21 protein-coding genes and 3 pseudogenes are annotated in these 23006 nt (G+C 68.2%); 8 read left to right on the top strand and 16 right to left on the bottom strand.

The window, feature by feature from the left end; genetic code table 11:
* Nucleotides 1-302: 302 nt before the first annotated feature.
* From ACWC2B_RS30425 to ACWC2B_RS30410, 4 genes and pseudogenes are all read right to left on the bottom strand, one after another.
* A pseudogene (locus ACWC2B_RS30425) lies at nt 303-551 on the bottom strand (transposase); the annotation flags it as partial.
* Between the two features lie 69 nt (nt 552-620).
* Nucleotides 621-1508 (bottom strand): extracellular catalytic domain type 1 short-chain-length polyhydroxyalkanoate depolymerase, encoded by an 888-nt coding sequence (locus ACWC2B_RS30420; RefSeq protein WP_450722190.1) that lies wholly within the window; start codon nt 1506-1508, stop codon nt 621-623.
* A gap of 766 nt (nt 1509-2274) precedes the next feature.
* Complete coding sequence (locus ACWC2B_RS30415) at nt 2275-3897, bottom strand: glycoside hydrolase family 27 protein (RefSeq protein WP_450722188.1); 1623 nt, start codon at nt 3895-3897, stop codon at nt 2275-2277.
* Nucleotides 3898-3930: 33 nt separating this feature from the next.
* Entirely contained in the window at nt 3931-4173 is a 243-nt protein-coding gene (locus tag ACWC2B_RS30410; protein WP_450722186.1) for an RICIN domain-containing protein, read from the bottom strand.
* Nucleotides 4174-5308: 1135 nt separating this feature from the next.
* Between ACWC2B_RS30410 and ACWC2B_RS30405 the strand changes: the two genes are divergently transcribed.
* Together ACWC2B_RS30405 and ACWC2B_RS30400 are read left to right on the top strand one after the other, a co-directional pair.
* Complete coding sequence (locus ACWC2B_RS30405) at nt 5309-6415, top strand: ricin-type beta-trefoil lectin domain protein (protein WP_450722184.1); 1107 nt, start codon at nt 5309-5311, stop codon at nt 6413-6415.
* A 238-nt stretch (nt 6416-6653) separates the two neighbouring features.
* Nucleotides 6654-6776, top strand: coding sequence for a hypothetical protein (locus ACWC2B_RS30400; protein WP_450722182.1), 123 nt, complete (start codon nt 6654-6656; stop codon nt 6774-6776).
* A gap of 66 nt (nt 6777-6842) precedes the next feature.
* Here the strand turns inward: ACWC2B_RS30400 and ACWC2B_RS30395 are convergent, their stop codons facing one another.
* The 9 genes from ACWC2B_RS30395 to ACWC2B_RS30355 form a co-directional block, all read right to left on the bottom strand.
* A complete protein-coding gene (locus ACWC2B_RS30395; RefSeq protein ID WP_450722180.1) occupies nt 6843-7400 on the bottom strand; it encodes a redoxin domain-containing protein in 558 nt (185 codons plus the stop codon).
* A gap of 544 nt (nt 7401-7944) precedes the next feature.
* A complete protein-coding gene (locus ACWC2B_RS30390) occupies nt 7945-8109 on the bottom strand; it encodes a hypothetical protein (protein ID WP_450722178.1) in 165 nt (54 codons plus the stop codon).
* Nucleotides 8110-8240: 131 nt separating this feature from the next.
* Nucleotides 8241-8543: a putative quinol monooxygenase gene (locus tag ACWC2B_RS30385; RefSeq protein WP_450722176.1), complete on the bottom strand. Its 303-nt coding sequence runs from the start codon at nt 8541-8543 to the stop codon at nt 8241-8243.
* Between the two features lie 567 nt (nt 8544-9110).
* Nucleotides 9111-9815 carry a hypothetical protein gene (locus ACWC2B_RS30380; protein WP_450722174.1) on the bottom strand — a complete coding sequence of 235 codons (705 nt, stop codon included), beginning with the start codon at nt 9813-9815 and terminating at the stop codon, nt 9111-9113.
* 429 nt (nt 9816-10244) lie between these two features.
* A complete protein-coding gene (locus ACWC2B_RS30375; RefSeq protein WP_450722172.1) occupies nt 10245-10679 on the bottom strand; it encodes a hypothetical protein in 435 nt (144 codons plus the stop codon).
* Nucleotides 10680-11981: 1302 nt separating this feature from the next.
* On the bottom strand, nt 11982-12458 hold the full coding sequence (locus ACWC2B_RS30370) for a hypothetical protein (protein ID WP_450722170.1): 477 nt from the start codon (nt 12456-12458) through the stop codon (nt 11982-11984).
* A gap of 63 nt (nt 12459-12521) precedes the next feature.
* The gene (gene nadC, locus ACWC2B_RS30365; protein WP_450722168.1) at nt 12522-13535 is read right to left on the bottom strand and encodes a carboxylating nicotinate-nucleotide diphosphorylase; all 1014 of its coding nucleotides are present in this window, start codon (nt 13533-13535) and stop codon (nt 12522-12524) included.
* Between the two features lie 2 nt (nt 13536-13537).
* A complete protein-coding gene (locus tag ACWC2B_RS30360; protein WP_450722166.1) occupies nt 13538-15220 on the bottom strand; it encodes an L-aspartate oxidase in 1683 nt (560 codons plus the stop codon).
* A gap of 41 nt (nt 15221-15261) precedes the next feature.
* Nucleotides 15262-15927, bottom strand: coding sequence for a carboxymuconolactone decarboxylase family protein (locus ACWC2B_RS30355; protein WP_450722164.1), 666 nt, complete (start codon nt 15925-15927; stop codon nt 15262-15264).
* A gap of 139 nt (nt 15928-16066) precedes the next feature.
* Here ACWC2B_RS30355 and ACWC2B_RS30350 point away from each other — a divergent pair, with 139 nt between their 5' ends.
* Entirely contained in the window at nt 16067-16363 is a 297-nt protein-coding gene (locus ACWC2B_RS30350; RefSeq protein WP_450722162.1) for a winged helix-turn-helix transcriptional regulator, read from the top strand.
* Between the two features lie 22 nt (nt 16364-16385).
* Here the strand turns inward: ACWC2B_RS30350 and ACWC2B_RS30345 are convergent.
* Nucleotides 16386-17184, bottom strand: a pseudogene (locus tag ACWC2B_RS30345) (zinc-binding dehydrogenase); the annotation flags it as partial.
* 283 nt (nt 17185-17467) lie between these two features.
* Between ACWC2B_RS30345 and ACWC2B_RS30340 the strand changes: the two are divergent.
* From ACWC2B_RS30340 to ACWC2B_RS30325, 4 genes are all read left to right on the top strand, one after another.
* Complete coding sequence (locus ACWC2B_RS30340) at nt 17468-17974, top strand: DUF6624 domain-containing protein (RefSeq protein ID WP_450722160.1); 507 nt, start codon at nt 17468-17470, stop codon at nt 17972-17974.
* 480 nt (nt 17975-18454) lie between these two features.
* Nucleotides 18455-19408, top strand: a complete 954-nt coding sequence (locus tag ACWC2B_RS30335) for an esterase/lipase family protein (RefSeq protein ID WP_450722158.1) — start codon at nt 18455-18457, stop codon at nt 19406-19408.
* A gap of 27 nt (nt 19409-19435) precedes the next feature.
* Nucleotides 19436-19738 (top strand): hypothetical protein, encoded by a 303-nt coding sequence (locus ACWC2B_RS30330; RefSeq protein WP_450722156.1) that lies wholly within the window; start codon nt 19436-19438, stop codon nt 19736-19738.
* A gap of 1 nt (nt 19739) precedes the next feature.
* Complete coding sequence (locus ACWC2B_RS30325) at nt 19740-20111, top strand: toxin Doc (RefSeq protein ID WP_450722154.1); 372 nt, start codon at nt 19740-19742, stop codon at nt 20109-20111.
* A gap of 684 nt (nt 20112-20795) precedes the next feature.
* Here the strand turns inward: ACWC2B_RS30325 and ACWC2B_RS30320 are convergent.
* Both ACWC2B_RS30320 and ACWC2B_RS30315 read right to left on the bottom strand, forming a co-directional pair.
* Nucleotides 20796-20947 (bottom strand): annotated as a pseudogene (locus tag ACWC2B_RS30320) (IS5/IS1182 family transposase); the annotation flags it as partial.
* 137 nt (nt 20948-21084) lie between these two features.
* Nucleotides 21085-21906: a DUF2182 domain-containing protein gene (locus ACWC2B_RS30315; protein WP_450722152.1), complete on the bottom strand. Its 822-nt coding sequence runs from the start codon at nt 21904-21906 to the stop codon at nt 21085-21087.
* 257 nt (nt 21907-22163) lie between these two features.
* Here ACWC2B_RS30315 and ACWC2B_RS30310 point away from each other — a divergent pair, with 257 nt between their 5' ends.
* Nucleotides 22164-22817, top strand: a complete 654-nt coding sequence (locus ACWC2B_RS30310) for a DUF1326 domain-containing protein (protein ID WP_450722150.1) — start codon at nt 22164-22166, stop codon at nt 22815-22817.
* Nucleotides 22818-23006: the final 189 nt, after the last annotated feature.

The raw sequence follows: 23006 nt of genomic DNA, 5'->3' as shown, positions 1-23006 counted from the left end.
TCCTCCCCCAAGGTCTTGAAGACCAGGGGGTACCCCCATCGAGGACCTTCCGGCGCCTTGCGATCGCACGCACCAGACGCCCCGGCCTGATCCGGGCGGGGTTCAGACACAGGCTCTGAGACGGCACGCAGACTCCGCGACATGCCCCGGAGTTCGTTCGCGACGAACCGTGGCCAAGATCGCCGAGCTCGTCGAAGCCGGTGAGGACGTCGTCAACCTGTGCCAGGGAAACCCCGGCCTTCCACCCCGCCGCACATCGTCGAGGCCTTGCGCCACGAGGTACTGGACCCCGCCACACACCGCAGCCGGTCGGCAGCATCACCCTCGGCCAGCCGGGCCCTGAACTCGCACAGGATCGAGTAGTCGAACCCCGCGTCCTCCAGCTCCAGGCCCAGCGCGTACTTGAACTCGATCCTCGTGCGCGCCGCGTCCGCCACGGCCGGGTCCGACAGGTTCTCCGCGAACTGCAGCACACTGACCAGCGCCAACTGCGCCGGCGAGAGCCCCGCACGGCTATCGGGCGGATACAGGTCCGCGAACTCCTCGTCCCTCAGACAGAACTTCCAGCCGGTCCCGCCGTCAGCACCCCACCAACATCACCAACGGAGTCACGGCAGGGCCTAGGGTGCCAGGCCCATGAACTTAAGGGCCAGCAGTGTCATGCCGGGTTTGGGCAGCTCGTGGCCGTACCCCTGGAAGCTGTTGGCCTCGACCGGTGGTCTCGTGCTGGCGTTACCGTAGCGGGTCCTGGTCCAGATCGACTGGGGCTGGTCGGTGAAGACCGGGGTCTGGCTGACACCGAGGACGTTGGTCCACTGCTTGATCTCTTCGCCGAGGTTGTGGTGGTTGAGGGCGGCGTCCTGGGTGCCGTGCCACAGTTGGATACGCGGCCGTGGCCCGGTGTAGCCGGGGTAGGCGGCGCGGACGAGGTCGCCCCACTCCTGCGGAGTCTTGGTGATGTTGCCTGTGGAGCAGTCACTGTTCCAACCGCGGAAGATGCCGGTGTAGAAGCAGTGGTACGGCACGCCCATGAATGCCGATCCGGCTTTGAACACGTCCGGGTAGTCGGCGAGCATGACGTTGGTCAGCATCGCGCCAGAGGAGATGCCGGTCATGTAGACCCGGTGCGAGTTGGCGCCGCGGTTCGCGATCTCCCACCGCACCATGGACATCACGCCGGCCGGGTCGCTGGAGCCGTCGTGCTTCAGCGCCGCGTCCGATGCGACGTCCCAGCACTTGATGTCACCGGTGATCGAAGGGTAGACCACGATAAATCCGTACTGATCGGCCAGGGACGCGAAATCGGTGCCGTTGAACATGTCGGGGCCGGAGCCGGTGCACCAGTGCGCGGCCACGAGCACTGCCGGATGACGGGGCAGCTTGGCCGGCACGTACTCGTACATCTGCAGGTTCGTGGGGTTGTAGCCGAAGTTGTCGACCTGGGTCAACGTCGCCGCGGACGCCGGTGATGCGAACGCCAGGCTGCCCGCTACGACGCTCAAAGCCATGGCCGCCGCTGTGGCTGCCTTCCTCAACCGCCGTCCAATCCTGCCGACATGTGTCGCCCGCGCCAGGCTGCCGGCCGCGACCGCGAATCGACGTCGTTGTCTGCTCATGCTTCCTCCAACGTGCGGATGCGTTTACTGGCGGCGCTGTCGGCCAATGCCTGCTCGGTGCGGTCGGCACAGCGTCGGATCCTGAGTCGCAGCCCACGTCGGTCACCGTGAAGGTGACGCTGCCCATGGGCTGTACGACCGTGGCGTACCGGTTGGGAGAGCCATGCTGCTCGCATGTTCTGCACCTGGCCGCGGCGGGCGGAGAGCATTGGTCCCACTGCAGCGGCCTTCCTCCAACAAACTATCGAAGCGCTTCAACCAACCGTGAGGATAGTGGCCCCCTTCCCGTTCGACAAACATTTCGATGAATCAAATCCTCATCTCTCCAAGGGAGTTGACAGATCAGGTGCCGCATGCCGTATTTGAAGCGCCTCGATGCTGGACATGACCGAGGGGTCGCCGCGTTAATGCCCCGTCCCTGCTTACCGCCGAGCGGGTGCCGTACCGCGACCTTGCGGTCCCGGTGGACAAGCACTTCGAGACCTCATCGGCAAGTTCATAGGTCGATGAGTGGATGGCGATGTCGCGCCGAAGTGCTGTGCGCGCCGAAATCCATGTCCATGCAGGTGAAGCAGCACGTCGACACCCGCCGACGGCATGCCGGGACAGCACACCTGGACCCAGCGGCCCTCGGCGCTGGGTCCAGGTGGCCGGCCGGTCAGCCGAGGGTCCACCGCTGGTTGGACTGGCCGTTGCAGGTCCACAGTTCGGCCAGAGCGCCGTCGGCGGTGGCAGCGCCGGTGACGTCCAGGCAGAGCCCGGACTGCACGCCGGTGATGGTGCCGTTGGAGTTGAGGTTCCACTGTTGGTTGGTGCCGCCGTTGCAGTCCCATATCGCGACTTTGGCTCCGGCCGTGGTACCGGTCGCGTCGAGGCACTTCGCGCCGCCGTAGACGATGAGCTGCTTGGCCGACGTGCGGGTCCAGGTCTGGTTGGTGCCGCCGTTGCAGTCCCAGATCTGTGTTTGGGTGCCGTTGGTCTGCGAAAGGCCGGGCACGTCAAGGCACTTGCCCGAACCGATGGCGTGGACCGGACCCGTGCTGGCGCCGGTGCCGGTGGCACCCGCGACCCGGTACATCACCGTGCCGTGCGCCGGCACACTCGCGCTGATGGTGCCGGTGGTGGTGGACGTCGCGCCGGTCCAGAGGTCGGTGAGCGTGTAGCTGGAGGAGCCCGACTTGCCGACGGCCGAGGCGCTGGTGGTGATGGTCGCGGTGGAGTTGGTCTCGTTGAACAGCACGACCGACACATCGCCGTTGGCGAGCGGCTTGGCCAGCACGTCCAGACCGCCCGACGAGGAGACCATGGTGCCCTGCTTGCCGAGGGAGTCCTGGTCGACGGCGATGACCGCCTTGTTGGTCAGGATCGACAGGGTCTCCGGGCTCGCACCGATGATCTTGCTGCCGGAGATCAAGGGAGCGGCCATCTGGGCCCACAGGCTGAACTGGCTCCGGTACTCGGTCGTGGTCATGCCGCCGTTGCCGGTCTCCAGCATGTCGGGGTCGTTCCAGCCCCCGGGCCCGGCGTACGCTGCCAGGTTCACGTTGTTGTGGAAGGTCGACAGGAAGCTGGCGTAGGTGTCGGAGATGTCACCGGTGGTGCGCCACATGTTGCCGACGCTCGCACCCCAGGTCCACACGTTGTCCGTGCCCCAGTTGCAGATGCTGAACAGGATGGGGCGCCCGGTGGCCTTGAGCGCGTTGCTCATCGCGGTGTACCGGGTCTGGGAACTGACGCTGTTGTTGTAGCAGTTGTCGTACTTGAGCAGGTCGACACCCCAGGAGGCGAACAGGTTGGCGTCCTGCGTCTCGTGCCCGAGGCTGCCGGGCATGCCGGCACAGGTCTGGGTGCCGGCGTCCTCGTAGATGCCGAGTTTCATGCCGAGGGAGTGCACGTAGTCGGCGACGGCCTTGATGCCGCCCGGGAACCTCACCGGGTCGGGCACCAGATTGCCGCCTGCGTCCCGGCTCGACGCCATCCACGCGTCGTCGATGTTGACGTACTCGTAACCGGCCGCCTGCATGCCGTTGTCGTGCATCGCCTGCGCCGTCTGCTTGATCAGCGCTTCGGTGGGGTTGTTGCCGTAGGCGTTGTAGTTGTTCCAGCCCATCGGCGGGGTCTTGGCCGTGCCGTTGTCCAGCGCCGCGGCCGGCGTCGCGACGGCGGTCACGGCCAGCGGAGCGGCGGGCAGGGCCAGAGCGCAGGCCAGGAGCACCGAGCGCAGCCTGCCGCGTCTGTGCCGGTCCGCGCGTCGCCGGAACGATGGTGGTGTCAGTCGCATCGCAACCTTCCAGGGGGGTGAGTGTCGGCCGAGTTACCATTGCTGGTTGCTGCCGCCGCAGGTCCATGGGTGCATCAGGGGACCGCTGGCGGTGGAGGCTCCGGGTGCATCCAGATACGGGCCTGATTGCACGCCGGTGATGGTGCCGTCGGAGTCGAGGCTCCGCTGTCGGTGAAAGACGTGAACGGCACCGCCGCTGCCGTACCTGATCGCCGGCTGCTCGCCCGGCGTGGTGAAGCAGCCGTCGCATCCGGGCAGTTGCCGGCCGCGACGCACGGCGCTCTCGCCGCCGCCGCCCGTGCCCGACAGCGGCAGCAGGCGGCTCTTGTACCTGGCGCCGAACGCGTTGGGCGTTTCCGGCGCGGTCGCGGATCAGTACGTTGCCACTGACGCGGTTTCAGGTGTTTCCGGTGACGAGCGGGATGTTCGCGATGGCCGGGGCGATCGGGCTGTTCCAGCAGGACGCGACCCGCCAGGTTCGTACTGTTTCCACTGCGACGGGCTGTTGGAGCAGGCCCGGTCCCGTGGCTCACCGCATCGGAGATGACAGCGCACGCTGCCCCCGGCAGTGCGGCTGGGCCCAGCCGCACTGCCGGGCGGGTGACCGCTCGGTCTCTTCACGTTTTCCTCCGTCACGGTGCTCTGTCGTGGCCAGCCGCCAGTGGGGACGGCGGGTGGCCACGAGGTGGGGGGATGACCGGCACCCCGAGGGGCGGGAACTCTCCCGAGGGGTCTCCTCGGCCGGATCGACTCAGAGTCGAGTGAAGCTGCGATCGCGCGGTTGGACGGGTGGCCGGCGATCCGGATTGCTCGAAGTGCTTGAGGCGGGCCGAGCGTATGGATCAAGAGGTGCGAAAGTCAATGCTTTTGTCGGGTTCAATGTTTGCTCATGTTTGATTACGCGCCATTAGGGGCTCGTGCCGGTGCACTTGCTCGCGGGCAGCGGCCTGCGAGGGTTCAGGTGCCGGTCGATGATTTTCGTGCGACTGAGCGGACGGCGTGGTCAAGCACCAGCAACCAGACATGGGATGTGTACGGGGCGATATCGAAGAGGGAGATAGTCGCGAACAGACCACAGGAACAGCGACGTTGGGAGGCCGGGACGAAACGACACAGAGTTCGCCCCTGGGGCACCGATCTCTAATTTCTGGCATTCATGGGATGTCCCGGAGGGGGATCAGCGTGGTATCTCTACGGATGCACCGGCGTACAAGAGGGCCGGGGCAGACGGAACGCCGGGCGGATTCGGTGTTGTTCAACGCTCACAGTGCAAGAGGCTCCCCACCACGCCGCTCTGCCAGTACATGAGGCGGCCGCCGACGCCGACGGGACGGCGCGACGGCCGAGTTGCTGACACGAACGGCGATCAGCCCCGTTGATTCAGCACTCACTCGCAGAAGAGGTCGTCTGCATGAAAAGACCTTGGTTTCTCCCCCTGGTCACTCTGGTCGCTGCCGCGCTCGGCATGACGGCGGCAGGCGTGGCCCCGGCCTCCGCCGCGTCCAACACGCCCTTGCGGGTCATGCCGTTGGGTGACTCGATCACCTGGGGCGTGGGAAGCAGTACGGGCAACGGCTACCGGGGTCCGTTGTGGAACGAACTCGCGGCGGACGGCCGTCCGCTGGACTTCGTCGGCACGGTGCGGAACGGTTCGATGTCCGACCCCGACAACGAAGGCCACCCCGGGTACCACATCAACGAGATCGCCGCACTCGCCGACGCCTCGCTGGCCCGCTACCGGCCCAACGTGGTGACACTGCACATCGGCACCAACGACCTCATAGGGGCCTCCGGGCCCAACGACGCCATCTCCGGGCTGAGGTCGCTGGTCAACCAGATCACCGCCGACGTCCCCGACGCGACCGTCCTCGTCGCGTCCCTGGTCGTGTCCACCAACAGCTCCGAGGAGCAGTGGCGGGGCACGTACAACCAGGCCATCCCCCAGATCGTCCGCGACGCCCAGGCCACGGGCAAGCACGTCGCCTACGTCGACATGAGCAGCCTGACCCCGGCCGACCTGTCCGACCAACTGCACCCCAACGACGCGGGCTACCAGAAGATGGCCAACGCCTGGCACCGCGGCGTCCAGTCCGCGGACGGCGCCGGGTGGCTGAAGAACCCCGTCCCCGTCCCCGCCGCCGTGCAGTCCGGCATCGCCGGCAAGTGCATCGACGTCAATGGCGCCAACGCCGCCGACGGGACCGCCGTCCAGATCTGGAGCTGCAACGGCACTGCCAACCAGCTCTGGTCGCTCTCCACCGACGGCACCCTGCGCTCCATGGGCAAGTGCCTGGACGCCGCCGGCGGCAACACCGCCAACGGCACCAAGGTGCAGATCTGGGCCTGCCACGGCGGCGCCAACCAGGTCTGGCAGCCCTACAACGGCGGCTACCGCAACCCCGCCTCCGGCCGCTGCCTCGACGATCCGGGCTCCTCCACCACCGACGGCACACAGCTCGTGCTCTGGGACTGCAACGGCGGCTCCAACCAGAAGTGGAGCACTCTGACCGCCGGCTGACCCCCGCTCCCGGGACCGGGCCCTTTCCGGGCCCGGTCCCGGGAGAACACCGGTCGGGAACACCGCCGGATGCGGCTCCGCCGTGACCGGTGTCAGCGGCCCGGTCGCCTGTCGGCGACACCCTGAGACGACCTCACGGACGGCGGCAGCGACCGGCTGACGACTTGACGGACGGATCTGCTCACGCCGTACCGACCGGCCGCCGACGCCAGAGCCCCGTTGACCGACAGGAGGATCCGTGGACAGGAACCTTGCCGGCTTCCTCGACAACCTCTACCGAGAAGGGCTCGACCACGACGCCCCGCTAGCCGACCACTTAATGCGGCTGCGCAACATGACCCCGGAGGCGGCGGGCTCATAGCCCTGCTGATCCGGATCCAGCACAGTGCGCACGTGTGGGAAATCGGCACGTCCAACGGCTGTTCCGCTATTGGTTCGCGGACGCGGTGCGCGACACGGTCGGTCGGGTAACCACTGTGGAGACCGACACCGAGCGCGTCAAGGCAGCAGTGACCGACCGCCGTGCACTGACGTGCTGGAGGTCGAAGCCGAGCTTGCCGTATAGGGCGGCGAGTTCGTTGGTCAGGTCGCAAGTGAGGCCGTAGTGGCGGGCGGTGCCGGAGCCGAGGTAGCTGAGGGCGGGGAAGGCGAGTGCAGGCGTCACGCTCAACGGCAGGGATTTGTCGGTGATTTGAGGTGAGACGGCCACCGGCTGGGCGTCCCGGGCGGTGATGCCGACGTGGTGCTGTTGGAGGGCGCGCAGGGCGAGGTTGCAGTACGGGCACCAGGCGCCGCGGCAGAAGGTGAGGACGACCGGGCCGTCCGCCACCAGGCTATCCAGGGTGACGGGTTCGCCGATTGCCGTAGTCAGGAAGAAGCCCGGGGCTCGCTCGCCCAGCGGCAGGGCGCGGTTGGCTCGGCCGGAGTCCGCGAGTTCCTGTCCGGCCCGGGTCGTGATCTCGCGCAGTTCGGCGTTGAGGCTCATGGGTGCCGGTTCCTCCTGTGCAGGGTGCTGAGTTGGCGCCAAGCACTTTCGCTGGTGGGGTCGATCCATGCGGAGCGGGTGATCGGATGGGGGTGGATACGGTCCCGGGCCATCGGCTTGGGGGTTCCGTAGAGGTCGGTGAACGCGGTGACGATGGGACGTACGCAGTCGGCTCACCCCTGCGCGGCGGCACGGAGTCACCGGCCCGGTTACTGGACAGGGGGCGCCGGACTGGGGGAGTGACTGACTGCCAGGGTTTGGCGGTGTGTGTCTGGATCATGCTTGTGCCGCGCGACGGCGGCGGTAGTACGCGAGGTTGATGGCAGCGAGTAGCGGTCCCCAGGCGGCCAGGGGCAGATAAAGGAATCCGGTGTGGGTGTGGCCGAGGGCGGTCATGTCGGGGGTGGAGGACTGTCCACCACAGGGTGAACGGTGTCCGCAGGGCAGTGAGGGCGGCGGCACCGAGGGCAGTTGGGACGACGGCTGCGAGTACGGGGACCCGGCGGCCGCCGAGCAGAGGGATCCAGCGGGGGACGACCTTGCCTCAGGGCCGGACCAGGCCGAGGGTGAGCAGCGCCAGAGCCTCGCCGGCCAGGCTCAGGCCGACCAGGTATGCCACTGCCCAGCCGGTGACGCCCATGGCCTGGTAACCGGCTTCGGTGTAGCCGCCTCGGTGGCCGGCGGCGAGCGCACGATTTGTTCGCGCCATCACGGCCAGCGCCCCGGTGCCCGGCGTCTACGGCGGCAACGGGGGTGTCGGGGCCGCCCCTTGCGTGCTGCTCCCGCGGTGAGCTGTGGTGTCCGTGGCAGAAGCGGACCGCGGGGTTCGAGTGCGGAAGCCTAGCGAACGTCGGCCAGCGACGGTCCCAGTTCGAAGACTTCGGCGGGGCCCGCTCTGAAGGACGCGTTCGCGGTGTCAGCGGCGGTCATGTGGGGGCTTCGGTCATGAGCGTCCAGCGCCTCGCGGGAGGCCCAGCGTTCGAGCAGGGCGAAGCGGTCGGGGTCGCCCTGGACCGGGTGGAGGTCGTACTGGATGCAGCCCGGTTCGGCGCGTACGAGCGGGGCGAGTTGGGTGAAGGCGTCGATCTGGTCCTGGCCGCGGCCGGGAAGGGTCTGGATGAGGATGAGGAGATGTATCTGCATCCGCCGGACGGTATCCGTCAAGCACGCGGCGGGGGCGGGGGTTTCAGGATGAGAGACAGGAGAAGGTCGTCCCCGGGGGAGCCGCTTCGACCAAGGCATGGACAACGGCGAAGACCAAGGCATGGGCATGGACCAGGGCCGGGATCAAGGCCGGCATCAAGGCCGGGACCAGGACATGGACCACGGGGACGGGGTGTAGAGAAACGCCGGAAACTCGGTGTGGCTGTGCCGACTGACTGCGGTCCTCGGGCGGGCGACGCCGCACTCCGCCCCGCAGGACAGGACGTTTTGCGGGGCCGTGTTGTGGCCCGTGCGTAGGGGCTGGACAGTGCGGGCCGTCACGCCGAGAGGGGGTTGTGCGTAAGGTCCCGGGGTCGTGTCCGACTCCGGGACCTTACGCACTCTGCAATGCGCCGGGTTCAACGGTTCTCCGCAGTCCCGGTCACCCCGGTTCTCCTGCCTGGCCCATTGCGGGTTCTGGAGGCTGTGTGGGGTGTGGTTCGTTCAGCTGGCCGTGTCGGCGCTCGTGGTGGGAGCCCCGGTTACGCCGCTCCGTCCAAGGGCGTGTCAGAGGAGCTTCTGGGGGGCTTCGTACTGGTCGACAGGTGCGATGTTGCAGGCGGCCTTGGGGCCGGTGAGGCCGTGTCCGCCGATGCCCTCGCCCTCGGGCAGCGGGACCAGGCAGCGTCCGTCGACGTTGATGAGTGAGGCGCCGTAGGTGTTGAGGATGCCGCCAGCGCCTTCTCCGTCTGCGCCGGTGATGACGGTGTCGCCGTTGCGGGTGCCGAAGGCTGTGGCATCGCCGCCGCTCGCACCGGTGCCGACACCGGTGAGGCTCCCCGTGGCGCCGGTCAGGTTGCCGACGGTGCCCGTGGGGTTACCAGTGGCGCTGCTGAGGGCGCCCGTGGGGTTGGCGACGGTGCTGGTGACGGCGCCGGTGGGGTTACTGGCGGCGGTGCTGGCGGCGCCCGTGGGGGTGCTGACGGTGCTCGTGGGGTTGGCGACAGTGGCGCTGACGGCGCCGGTGAGGTTGCTGGTGCCGGTCAGGTTGGTGGCGGTGCCGGTGGCTCCGCTCACGGTGCCGCCGAGGCAGCCGCAGCCGGTGCCGCTCGTCGTCAGGCTCTGCCCGAGTGGGGCGGACAGGGCACTCTGGATCGCGCTGGCAGCGGTCGGGTGACCCTGAGGCACCGGGGTGTTGGCCGAGGCGGGGGCGGCGACGGCCATCGTTGCGGCGGTGGCGAACGCCGCCCCGGCGAGAACCTGCTTGATCACGGTGATGCTCCCAGTTCAATGGATCGGTAAGGGGTGACAGGCACGCTCTGGGGGAGTGGGGAACCTGCCGCCCCTTGGAACGAGGAACGTGCGGAACACGTCACGAAGTGCGCGCATTCGGACCAACACGCAGTGGGGGCTGGTGTGTCCGCTGTCCGCCGGAGGCTTCCGGGGAGTGCGGGCGCAGTCACGAACATGAAGGGGGGCGGCTCGTGTTGAGTGTGGGTGACGGTGGTGAAGTGAGCCTGATCACCGTCACCCCGGCTGTACGTCGTGGTCCTGACCGTTCACAGAGGCCCGTCTGCAGCCGGTTGTCCGGTGTGCGGTGCGCGGCGATGGTGGCCTGCCCACGGGCCTTGGGTATGCGCACAGCCCGCAGCCCCCTGCGTGACAGGAGGCTGCGGGCGGGAAGCAGAGGTTGAGGGGATGTCAGAGGAGCTTCTGGGGGCCCTGGTACTGCTCGACGGGGGCCAAGTTGCAGGCGGCCTTGGGGCCGGTGAGGCCGTGTCCGCCGATGCCCTCGCCCTCGGGCAGCGGGATCGCGCAGCGCAGGTCGACGTTGATGAGCGGGGCGCCGTAGGTGTTGAGGATGCCGCCCGCCTCACCCGCGATCGTGGTGTTGCCGTTGCGGGTCGCGAAGGCCGAGGCACCCATGCCGCTCATGGCACCGGTGCCGCTCGCGGTCGGACCCTGCGCCGCAGCGGCGGCGAGGATGCTCTGGAGTGTGCTGGTGGGGATCTGGAGTGTGGTCATGGGGGTGGTGTTGGGCTTGGGCTTCGGGGCCTGCGCTGCCGAGGCGGGGGCGGCGATGGCCATCGTTGCGGCGGTGGCGAAGGCCGCCCCGGCGAGAATCTTCTTGATCACGGTGGTACTCCCGTTCAGTGGGTCAGAGTGGGGTGACAGGCCTGCCCTGGGGGAGCGCGGAACCCATCGTTACAGGAACGAGGAATGTGCAGAAAACGTCACGAAATGTGCACATATGGACCAACATGTAGTGGAGAGTGGGATGTCCGCTATCCGGCAGTGGCCTCCCGGGGCCGCGGGTGGGCTTGCAGAAGCGAAGGGTGCGGCTCTTGGCTCATCCGAGATTTTCGTAGCCGTTGATCGCCCAGAGGTCATCGTCGGGCGGGGGCTGGTGGCTGCGGCGTGCATGGGCGACCAGGATGACGCGCTTGCGCAGGAGCCGGATGCCGGCCCGTCCCGCCAGCGGAGTTCCGGGCAGCGTGCCAGCAGGTGCTTGACGAAGACACGCTGTTCCTCGTTCAGACACTCCGGGCGGGTGGCCATCAACTGCGTGACCTGGAATGTGCTGCGGGCGGGTGCCGGTGGCGGAAGGCCCGCAGCCAGGCCCGCGCCGCGTGCTGCCCCGAATGCGGCGGTCCGGCAGAGGCTTCGGATCATGTGCCACTTATCCCTGTTCATCCTGAACTCCGCTCTTGTCGTCAGCTGGTGCTGTGTTGTCGTCAAGAGCCTGGGTGTGCAGCCGTGGAAGTGTCCCTGAACCCGGGCGAGACGGGCGCAATACGCAATACGCTGCTGGACGGCGTTGTGCCCGCCGGGGCTGAAGCGGGCAGCCGCAGCGGCGGGAGGACGAGATGAATGAGCGTGCGCGTGCGCTGTACGACAACCTGCGTGCCCTTGAACAGCGAGCAAGGGCCGGCCGCGAGCAGCCGGTGAACGCTACTCCCGTCGCACGACAGCCATCCATGCTCGGCGTCGCTTTCCGGATTGCGGGTGGGCCGCACAGCGGATCAGTAGCTGGCTGCACGACGATGTCGAGAGGACCACGGTCCCCAGACCAGACAGTAGCGAGGCTCTGTGGGCTCTGGTCAGCATCTGGTCCGAGTGGGCCAACGACCTGGCCTCTGTGGCCCGTCGGAGAGTTTGGGAGGACCGGCTGGAACACGCCCAGCCAAGCCGGCCCACCGGCCGCTGCCAAAACCTGGATCACGCCGCGGCAGTGCAAGGGCTTCAACTTGCAGGCCGAGAGCGGATGGTGGCGCGATGGCTGGCCGCAGACGTTCCAGTGGCCAAGGTATGGGAGCTCGTCGAAGACCCGACGGCAGGCCGCCCACACGCAGCGTGGGAAGACCTCCCAGCCGGCGGCCTCGTAGTGGTGGAGGGCGACTTCGGGACGGGCAAGTCCCTCGCGTCTGAGCGACACCATCAGGCAGACATCGCCGCCGCCTTGAGCGCGATCACCGCGATCTCCCCAGACGGTCGGCAGCCTTCCTTGAGGCCCTCGCCGCCCAGGTCTTCAAACGTCAGAACACCCCGCAGGGAACGACACGGCGCCTGCTCATCCGTCTGGCCACGCACTCCACCACCGGCGCAGGACGAATGAACGCCGGGGAGTTGGGCGACACAGACGCAGTCAACCAAGTCCTGAACACCCGGCTCGTGGTCCGGCGCGGACGTACCCTCCTCATGTTCGCCATCCCCGCCCTGGAACAGTACTTCGCCAGCGAAGCCGTCCTGGCCGGCGAACTCCCGGCTGAGACAACTGTCGAACCAGTCCTCCTCGACCGCTGGCGCTACGCGCTCGCCATGGCAGTAGTGACAGGCAGCTGGAACCAGAGCAGTGACCTCATCGGCCAACTCACCGACACCCACCCAGGAGTAGCAGCCTGGGCCCTTGGCCATGAGACCTCCACTGTTCGCGACGGTACGTCTGACTTCGCATGCACACTTCATGGTCTTTCAAGATCAAGCGATGCTCAGAAGTATGCTCAGATCCATGGCCGGCGCGCTGTGGGTCAGCGAGCCGACAGAGATGGCGTCGACACCGGTCTCCGCGACCGCGCGCAGGTCGTGCAAGGTGATCGTGCCCGAGGCCTCCAGCCTGATGTCGGAGTCGGGGGCCAGTTCGCGTCGAAGACGGACGGCCTCGGCCACCTGCGGCACGGTCATGTTGTCGAGCAAGATCCACGACGGCTCGGCCTGCAGCGCCTCACGAACCTGAGCGATCGTGGCCACCTCCACTTCGATGGCCAAGGTCCTTCCCTCCGACGCCATGTTCTTGCGGACGCTGTCGATGGCGGTGGTGACGCCGCCTGCGGCTGCGATGTGGTTCTCCTTGAGCAGCACCATGGCGGCGAGGTCCAGCCGATGATTGCTCCCGCCGCCGGCGGCGACCGCGTACTTGTCCAGCAACCGCAGCCCAGGAGCGGTTTTGCGGGTGTCCAGAATGCGGACGGGCAGATCGCGCACGGCAGTCACATACCGATCGGTGAGTGTGGCAATGCCGCAAAGGCGCTGGAGGAAGTTCAGGACCGTCCGTTCGCCGGTGATGATCTGGTGCGCAGGGCCGGAAATCCTCGCCAGGACGTCGCCGGCCTCAAGGCGAGTGCCGTCGGGCACTGATTCGTCGATCCGTGTCTCACCACCGATGCGGGCGTACACCTCGGCGGCCAGGGACACTCCGGCGGCCAGGCCCGGTTGGCGGGTGACGATGACCGCCGTTGCCCATGATCGTGGCGCGACGCTCCATCGAGTGGTGACGTCATCGGCGGCTGCGTCTTCGGACAGCGCGAGTGCCACGGCGTCGCGGGCTGCCATGTGAGGGATCTGCATGCGGGCGGTCCTCAGCTTTCGTTTCGAGTCGACTCGCCCTGGCTCGGCACACCGGTGACTCGCCACGCCGCAGGCGCAGTCGTCGCCGCGGGCGTAGTCGCCAAAGGAGCCGTCGGGCCGGACGAGGGGAAGGTCGGGGGTGCTCACGGTCACTGCTCCTGGAGAAGGGGAGGGAGGGCCGGAGGGAATTCCGCTGTGGCTGTGGTGCGAACCGCGAGGGAACCGTCGGGGCGCATGGTTACGATCGAATGGCGCTGCCAGGCTGCGTCCTTGCGGTGATCGTGGTCCTCGCGCCAGTGGCAGCCACGGGTCTCCTCGCGGCTCTGTGCGGCGGCGACCAGGGCGCGGGCCACGCACAGGAGGTTCGTCGCCTCCCAGGACTCGACGCCGGGGACCACGGGCTTGCGGTCGTCGGGGGTTTCGGCGTCGCCGTCCGCCCTGATCGATTCGAGATGCGCGGCAGCCTCAGCGAGGCTCGACGACGAGCGGACCACTCCGGCTCCCTTCGTCATGATCCGCTGGATCGCGAGGCGGGAGTCGGGAGCCAGGAGCGGGAGCGTGGTGCCATCGAGGGTCTCCGGTTCGGGACGGTTGTGGGACGTTGCCGTGATGTGTTGCGCGATGCGTTCCGCGAAGACCAAGCCCTCCAGGAGGGAGTTGGAGGCGAGGCGGTTGGCGCCGTGGACTCCGGTGCACGCCACCTCGCCGCAGGCATAGAGGCCGGGGATGGTGGTGCGGCCGTGCAGGTCGGTGCGTACGCCGCCCGCTGCGTGGTGGGCGGCCGGGAAGACGGGTATCGGCTCCTTGACCGGGTCAATGCCATGGCTGCGGCACGCGGCGAGGATCGTGGGGAAGTGGGTCTGCCACATCTCGCCGCCGAAGTGGCGGGCGTCCAGGTACATGTGCTCGGCGCCATGGAGCCGCATCTGGCGGGTGACGGCCTTGGCGACGATGTCGCGGGGGGCCAGTTCGGCAAGTTCATGCTGCCCGAGCATGAAGCGGGTGCCGGTCGCGTTGACCAGGTGCGCGCCCTCGCCGCGTACCGCCTCGGAGACCAGGGGCTGCCGGCCCTCGGATCCGGAGCCCAGAAAGAGGACGGTGGGGTGGAACTGGACGAATTCGAGGTCGGAGACCTCTGCGCCGGCGCGCAGGGCAAGCGCCACCCCATCGCCCGTAGAGACGGAGGGGTTGGTCGTCGCGGAGAAGATCTGGCCCATTCCCCCGGTGGCCAGCACGACGGCGGGCGCGCGGACCGCGCCGACTCCGTCGTGTTCGCCCTCGCCCATGACATGCAGAGTCACGCCCGCCGCGCGGCCCTCGATGTCCGTCAACAGGTCCAGAACCAGGGCGTTTTCAATCGTGCGGAGGGCCGCAGCCCGCGCCGCCTCGACCAGTGCACGGGAGACCTCCGCACCCGTGGCGTCGCCGCCCGCGTGGACGACGCGGCGACGGTGGTGTCCGCCCTCACGAGTGAGGTGGAGGTCGCCCTCGGGCGAGGTGTCGAAGTGGGCTCCGGTGGCGATCAGCCGTCGTACGGCGTCAGGGCCCTCGGTGACCAGGGCACGGACCGCGTTCTCGTCGCAGAGCCCGGCCCCGGCGACCAGCGTGTCGTCCAGATGCTGCTGAGGGGTGTCACCCTCGCCATGGGCTGACGCGATGCCGCCCTGGGCCCAGCGCGTGGAGCCGTCGCCCAGGCCGGTCTTGGTGACGACGACGGTGCGCAGGCCGGCCGCATCACACCGCAGGGCCGCGGTGAGGCCTGCCACGCCGGATCCGACGACCACCACGTCCGCTTCGATCGACCAGCCTGGGGCCGGTGCGTGCAGGCGCATGCCGGTCGCGGTGCCTGTTCCCGTTCCTGTTGCGGACACGGTCACCGGGAGCCCCCGGAAGCGAGCGGGGTGTTAGCGATATGGCGGGTGGCGCCGGCCCTGGCGGCCGCTGGGAGGGCCTCCTCGCCCGTGTGGTCGTCGGGGGCCTCGGTGAAGTCGGAAAAGCGTGGTGCGCCGGGCTCGTGCGGTATGCGTGCGGTGCGCGCTGCGAAGCTGACGGCGTGGTACCACCCGCACAACAGCAGCAGGTCGAGCAGCTGGAGGTCATCGAAGACCGAGGCCAGCCGTGCCCACAACGCGTCATCGATGTCGGAACGCTCGTGCAGCATGTCGACAGCGAGGATGAGCAGCCGTTCCGGCTCGGAAGTCCAGCACGGGTCGCCCGGACCGCCGTGCACCAGTGACGTCGCCTGCTCGCGGGTGAGTTCGACCCGCTCGCCGAACGCCATCATGTGCACGCCCCACTCGTACTCGCAGCCGCACCGCGCGCACGTCCGGTCGATGACGATCTCGCGTTCCCGCATGGTCAGCGTCAGCTGCCGGCCCAACTGGTAGCGGCCCCACCCGTGCATGGCGCCGGCCATCGAGAGGTTTCGGGCGAACATCCGGAACAACCCGATCGGTTGGGCGTCCCCGGGCGTCATGCGCGCGAGCAGTGCGTCGGCCTGGTCGGTGTACGGCGGTTCCAGCAGGGCTATCCGAGACATCGGTTCTCCCATCGAGGTCGTTTCGAAATCAGAAACGCTCGCTGGATGCTAGTGTTTCTAATAACGAAACGCAAGGAGGGTCATGCCGACACCGCGCCCAGGAATACCGGTACGTGGATCGACGACCGGCCGCCCTCTCATGGCCGCGTTGGACCTGTTCGGCCGCCGGTGGGCATTGCGCATTCTCTGGGAGCTGCGTGCGGGCCCACTCGGCGCCCGCGCGCTGCTGGCGCGGTGCGAGGGACTGTCATCCAGCGTCCTCTACCAGCGTCTCCGCGAACTCACATCGAGCGGGATCATCGCGCCCTCGGCCGATGGCTACGAGCTCACCCGGCTGGGAGCAGAGCTCAGTGGCGCCTTCCGTCGGCTCGACGAGTGGGCGGTCACCTGGGCACAAGAGCTAGAACGCAACGAGCAAGAGCCCACGGAGGCCTAAAGGTCACGCTCGGCCAGGGGGAGCTGTCGTATGCGTGCTGGTAGCCGGAGGTGGATGCGCAGCTGACGATGGTTCCGTCCCGGCGGGTCACGAAGACGCTGGCGCCGAAGGTGTCTCGTCCTGGGTGCTCGAAAACGATATCCGGGTCGTCGCCTCCGGTGAGTTCCCGGATGTGCGCGCCGAGCCGCTTCCACTCCGCGGGGTCCTGGGCATGCTCGTCCTTCCAGAAGCGATAGCCTTCCGCGGCCCGGTCGATGACGAGTTGGGCGCCCATCGCCCGGACGAGTTCGGCCTTGCGGGCGGAGGAGACCACGCACACGGGGATGGCTCCGCCGCCGAGTGCGAGCTGTGTCGCGTAGGCGCCGAGACCGCCGCTCGCGCCCCAGATCAGGACGGTGGCGCCCTGTTTGACGCGGGCGCCGTTCCGGGACACCAACTGGCGGTAGGCCGTGGAGTGGACCAGGCCGGAGCAGGCGGCTTCCTCCCATGTGAGGTGGGCGGGCATCGGCATGAGCTGGTTCGCCTTGACCAGGGCGAGCTCGGCCAGTCCGCCGAAGTTGGTCTCGTATCCCCAGATCCGCTGCTCCGGGTCGAGCATGGTGTCGTCGTGCCCGTCCGGCGCTTCGAGCTCTGCCGACAGGCAGTGGGCGACCACCTTGTCCCCGGGCCGCCAGCGCCGCACGCCCGGGCCGACGCGCAGCACGACTCCTGCCAGGTCGGAGCCCAGGACGTGGTAGGGGCAGGTCGTGCCGGGCTCCCCGCTCGCCGGTTCGTCCGAAGCGGGACAGGAAGGTGAAGGTGGGCAGCGGCTCGAAGAGGGCGATTCCCCAAGCCAGGTTCTCGCTCCATCCCGCAAACGAAATCGGTCGGACGATCAACGCCCTCAAGAACGTCCGGGCCGTGGCCACGAGGTCCGACAAGCATGCCTATGTCTTCCAGGGCAGCGCGATTGCCGCAGCGCTCTGGTTCTGGCTCCGGGGATAGATCCATTATCTCCGTGCGGTGAGGCGCCTGTCACCGTTCTCCGGAATGATCTTTACATCCGTTTTGCACCTCTAGGCTTGCGGGCGGACACAAAGCACGGTTCTGACCTTGGAGTTGAGAGTGGCGCACGACGTTGTCGCACTGGCGGTGGAACTCACGGACATGGCTGCGGCCGATCACCAGTGCGCAGTCCGCGCGAACAGCGATGACCCCGCCGAGCAGCTGGCGTGGCGACGGCTAACCGCCCGGCACGGTGACCGGCTTGACGAGATCATGGAGGAATACGGCTGGCCAACCGCGGCACTGGTCGGCGAGGAGGCCGCACGCGCGGCATGGCTGATCGCTCAGCACGCCGACCGGCAGCTCGACGTTCAGCGCCGTGCCTTTCAGCTGATGCAGCAGGCGGTGTCGGCAGGCGCGGCCAGCCCACGCGAGCTGGCCTTTCTGCACGACCGCGCCCTGGTCAATGAGGGACGCAAGCAGGTCTACGGCACCCAGATCGCCGGCGTGAAGGACGGGTCACCGGTTCCGTGGCCCTGTGAAGAGCCCGAGCGCATGGACGAACTCCGTGCGGAAGTCGGCATCGAACCCTTCGACGAGTACGTCGCCAGGTTCTCCATGGCGTGACATCCGCATCCCAGTCGCGTCCGCAGGCGGTTGGCTCGCCGTCGCGGGGTCGATCCCGTCCCGTTCGCAGAGCGGCGGGTATGACGAAGAGGAATGAAGAAGAGGAATGAAAGGGGGCGGGGCCGCGGCCAAGGCGTTCTCCGTGAAGCTCAACTCCGGTGTGTGCTCGGGGGGTTGAGGATGTTCGTGGCCGCGCGTCCCCTGGATGTGGCTTTGCGGGCACCGCCCGCCTACCTCATGCGAGGCTTGTGCTTCCCTCCCTTCAGAACCTTCCGCCTCACGTGCATACTGAGGCCCGGAGGCCACCCGGGGACACACGGCCGACGGTCCTGGCTTCTCCTCGGGCGGTACCAGGGCTGGGACCTGACGGTGCATCATTCGACGGGGGCGTCGGACGAGGCCACGCTTGGTTCCCTCCTCGGTCGGCACTCATGGGAATCATCGCGCGTTGCCCAAGTTCCGCACTCCTCAGGAGCCGTCTTGAACATACCCAGATACGTCGCCGCCGTCTGTGCCGCCGCCGCGGCGACGGTCTTGGCCACCTCCACCTCCGCGGCCGCGGAGACCGGCCCTTGGCAGGACAATTTCCTTCCCGCCATGGTCCATTCCATCCTCCGCCTCGACATCGATCCGCCGGGCGCCAATGACTGGAGCTGCCGGCCCAGCGCCGCCCACCCGCGTCCGGTCGTCCTCGTACACGGCACCTACGAGAACCGCTACAACAACTGGGCCCGGATGTCCCCCGAGTTGAAGGCCCAGGGCTACTGCGTTTACGCCCTCGACTACGGCGACACCGACGACGCCGGAGTGGCTCTCGCTCCCACCGTCAAGGGTTACGGAGACATCAAGGAGTCCTCCAAGGAGCTGGCCGCCTTCGTGGACAGGGTGCTCGCCGCCAGCGGCTCCGGTCAGGTGGACCTTGTCGGCCACTCCCAGGGCGGGACTCTGTCCCGCTGGTACCTCAAGGCCGACGGCGGCGCGAACACGAGCGACCCTTCGAAGAACAAGGTCAAGAAGGTCATCCAACTCGGCGCGACCAACCACGGCACGACCATGAGCGGCATCGACATACTCGCCGACAAGCTCCACATACTGGAGCCCGGGGCGAAGCCCCTGGGGAAGGCGGGCGTCCAGCAGTACGAGAAGTCAGACTTCATCAAGGAGCTCAACGCCGACGGCGACACGGTTCCCGGGGTCGACTACACCGTGATCGCCACGAAGTACGACGAGATCACCACCCCCTGGCAGAGCACGTTCATGACGGCGGGCCCCGGAGCGACGGTGCAGAACATCACCTTGCAGGACGGCTGCTTCGTCGACTTCTCTGCCCATCTGAGCATGACGTACAGCCCGCGCGCGATCGGGCTGGTCAAACAGGCCCTGGATCCCTCAGCCCCGGCGGCTCCGTGCGTGCCGAGGGCGCCCGCCTTCTGATTCCGGCCCGACGGTCCGCCTTGGCCGATGACGATCGTCGGTCGGCACGGAGCAAGGAGCGCCACACCCGGGGAAGATCGAAACAGGACGCACATCAGTCTGCGTATCCCGGACGAGGACTACGACGCGCTGAAGCGCCGCGCCGAGGCCGAGCACACCACGGTCTCGGCCGTGGTCACCTCCCTGATCCGCCGCGACCCACGGCTGTACGGGGCCGGCGTCCGCGTCCGCGAGGACATCGCCCGCTACGGGGCACAGTTCGCCGAGGCGTTCCCCGACGAGGAACCGGACGCCTCGGCACACCGGACACAGGGGCCCGAGGCCGCCTGACGTGGAACTGCACGTCGACATGCCCTGGCTCCTGGAGATCCAGGCCGAGATCCTCCCCAAGGAACTCGCGGTGGCCGACTACTCCGCTCTGCGCGCCGCCGTCTGTCGCCACCAGGAGTCACAACCCCGGCTCGGCTACGTACCCGACGCCGCCTGGCGAGCCGCCGCGCTCCTCGAAACGCTCGCCCCGCTCCGCCCCCTCCCCGCCCGCAGTGCCTTCTTCGCCGCCATGGTCGTGGTGCGGTACATGGGGGACAGTGGCGAGAGCATCGATGCCCGCTACGGGGCTCTGCCCGATCTCGTTGCCGATGTCCGCGCGCAGCGCGCAGACGTCTATGACGCGGCCGACCGCATCCGTTCCTGGCGTATCTGACCCGCCGCCCAGCGTGCGGAACTCCGGCGTGCCGATAACCTCCGTCACCTGTGGGGGAGAGCGCCGAGGAGGTCGGGGCGGAGGATGCGCGACAGGCCGTCGAGGGTGGGTCGTTCGGGTGCGTCGATACCGTCGGCGGCCGCGTGAAATAGACGGTCAGATCGCGGTCCGGAAGACGCGAGGCGCTCAACGGGAGTTCGCCCCGCTCGCTCTCGCCGGCGCGGTGCGCAGCCAGATCGTGAAGGTGGCCGCGGCCGAGTTCGCCGTGGCGACCGGACTCGCCGCGGCGACCCAGCACGTCTCGCTGAGCAAACTCGTGGCCGGCGCGCCGACGGTGATCCCATGGACCACCGATCTGGGGGGGCGTCGCGCTCTGCGCCCTCGTCACCTTGGCCACCGCGTCGGGCGCGGTCAGACGGGCGACCCACCGGCGGGCAACCGAAGCCGTAGGCATCCGCGAATAGAACACGGCCGGCACCACATGCGACCCCCGCCAGCAGTTGGCTTTCCCGATCTCGTCAGCGACGGCCGACCCGGCGAGTGCACGGAGCCAACGTGCTCGGTGCTCTGGCCAAGCACTGGCGCTGTCGAAGACGGTGAACCTTTTGACTCACTCGCGGCAGCCCGGCGCTTCCCGAACCGGAGCGCAGATGCTGTCCGTTCGTTCTCACCGACAGAGCCAGGCAGCGCCCGGTCTTCCAGCGGCAGTCTCCACGGCTGGCTACCGCGACCAACATCCGCTAGCTCCCGGCGCGGCATCGTCACTGGCTTGCCGAAACAGTGCGGGCTCAACCGGTGGACGAGGTGCTCCAGGAAGGCTCCGACGCCGTGATCACACCAGTCTCGGCGTGATCGTCTCGCCCGGGGCCGACACCTACGCGACGGTCATCCACCGATCCCGGTCACGGTCGACGCCAACGACAGGAGCACCGCACCCAAGCACCCCCACAAGGCCGTAACATCGCAGCTCGTGCTACATCGGCACCATCGTCTGACCGGATGGGTGCAGCCCCGGCAGCAGCCAGTCCTGGAAGGGTGCGAGCACCGCCAGCACCAGGAACGCCACCCCCATGACGCGGGCCAGCTGCGGGCCTCGGTACCAGAGCTTCTCCAGGAAGATCAGCGCCGCCAGCCCGCCCATCGCCGCGATGTTCATGACTCCGAGCGGGATCAGCACCACCATCAGCGCCCAGCAGCAGCCCAGGCAGTACCCGCCGTGGTGCAGCCCCACCCGCAGGTCCCGGACCGGTGACCGGTACGAGGCGTAGCGCATCAGCTGGGCCATCGGGCTGCGGCAGTGCCGCAGGCAGATGTTCTTGAGCGGGCCCAGCTGGTAGAGCCCGGCCAGTGCGAACGCGGCCGCCGCGATCCACTTCCCGGTCTGCGGATCCCGGTCGACCAGGTGCCCGGTGAGCGCCAGCCCGCCGTACGCGAGCAGCCCGAAGGCCGTCCAGACCAGCAGGTAGCCACCGAGGAACTCGGTCATGCGCGCCGCCCGCGTCGCCCCGCTGGACTGCCGGGCGATCCCCTTCGCCCAGGTCACCGCGACGGGGGCAACGGACGGCAGCATCATCGCCGCCATCATGACGACCCACAACAGTAGGAACAGCGGCAGAGCCATCCCCATCGTGCCGGGCTCGATCCCCATGTCCAGCGCCTGGCCCACGGTGAGCAACCAGGCCAGGGCGGCGATCAGGACGATCAGCGCCCAGGCGACAGCGAGGTCGCGGGCCGGCAGCAGCACCCCCGACCGCAGCGGATGGTCGTTGGTAATAGGGCGCTGGACGGTTCGCATGATGCTCTCCTGCCGGGCCCTTCCAGAACAGCACGGATCCCGCCGTGGCGAAACCCCGGCACGAGCCGGCTCCCGTCGGCCGCCCATGACAGCGAACGGCGCCGACCGGTGGTCACCCGTCGATCAGAAGCGCAGGATGGAGGTGAGGAAGTCAATGACCTGTCCGGCCGCTGGGCGCGGCGGTAAACAGTTGGATCGCAAGGCTGACGTTCTGCTCCCCCCGGCCCGCCGGAGCGGCTCTGTGAGGAGTGAGAACGATGTCAGAGGCCGCAGCGGTCGTTCCTGCGTGGCATGTCGCAGGCGACTGGTTTGATGTGTGCAAATGCAATATCCCATGCCCGTGCTCGTTCGCCAGGCCGCCCACGTTCGGTGACTGTGACGGCGTTCTGGTGTGGCACATACGCGAGGGCAACTACGGCGAGGAACGGCTGAACGACCTCAACGTGCTGATGCTGGCCTCCTTCGTTGGCAACGTGTGGGCCGAGCACTCCGATGCGTACGCGGCTGTATTCCTCGACGAGCGCGCCGCGCCGGGACAGCTGGACGCACTACAGATGATCTTCGGTGGCCAGGCCGGCAGCTGGCCCGCGCAGATGGTGACCATGCTCGCGCCACAGATGCGGGGCATGGGCACCGCGCCCATCGAGGTCGAGATCGACACGGACCTCGCCACCTGGCGGGCCGCGATCCCCGGAAAGGTCGACGCCCGCGCCGAGGCACTCACCGGCCCGACGACCCCGCACGGCGCCCGGGTCCAGTCGACCAATCTGCCAGGCAGCGAGACCGGCCCCGGCCAGCTCGCCACCTGGGGCCGTGCCGGCACCGACCGGGTCGACGCCTTCGGCTTCACGTGGAACAGGACAGGCCAGTCCAGCAAGACCATCACCTTCGACTGGTCCGGCCCGGACTAACTGACGGAGCACCCATAGGGGCCGTACCACGACATCTGCCCAGCTGCTGCGACCAGACCGGGCATCACACTCATTCGGTGCCGGTGCCGGTGCCGGTGCCGGTGGCGTAGCCAGCAAGCGGCACCGCGGAAGGCATCTACTCCACGGCCCGAGCACGGCTTTCCCCGAGGTGAAGCTCATCCCATGAAG

It is taken from the genome of Streptomyces sp. NPDC001415 (genome assembly GCF_053597395.1).
This window is presented reverse-complemented; position numbering and strand designations above follow the sequence as displayed.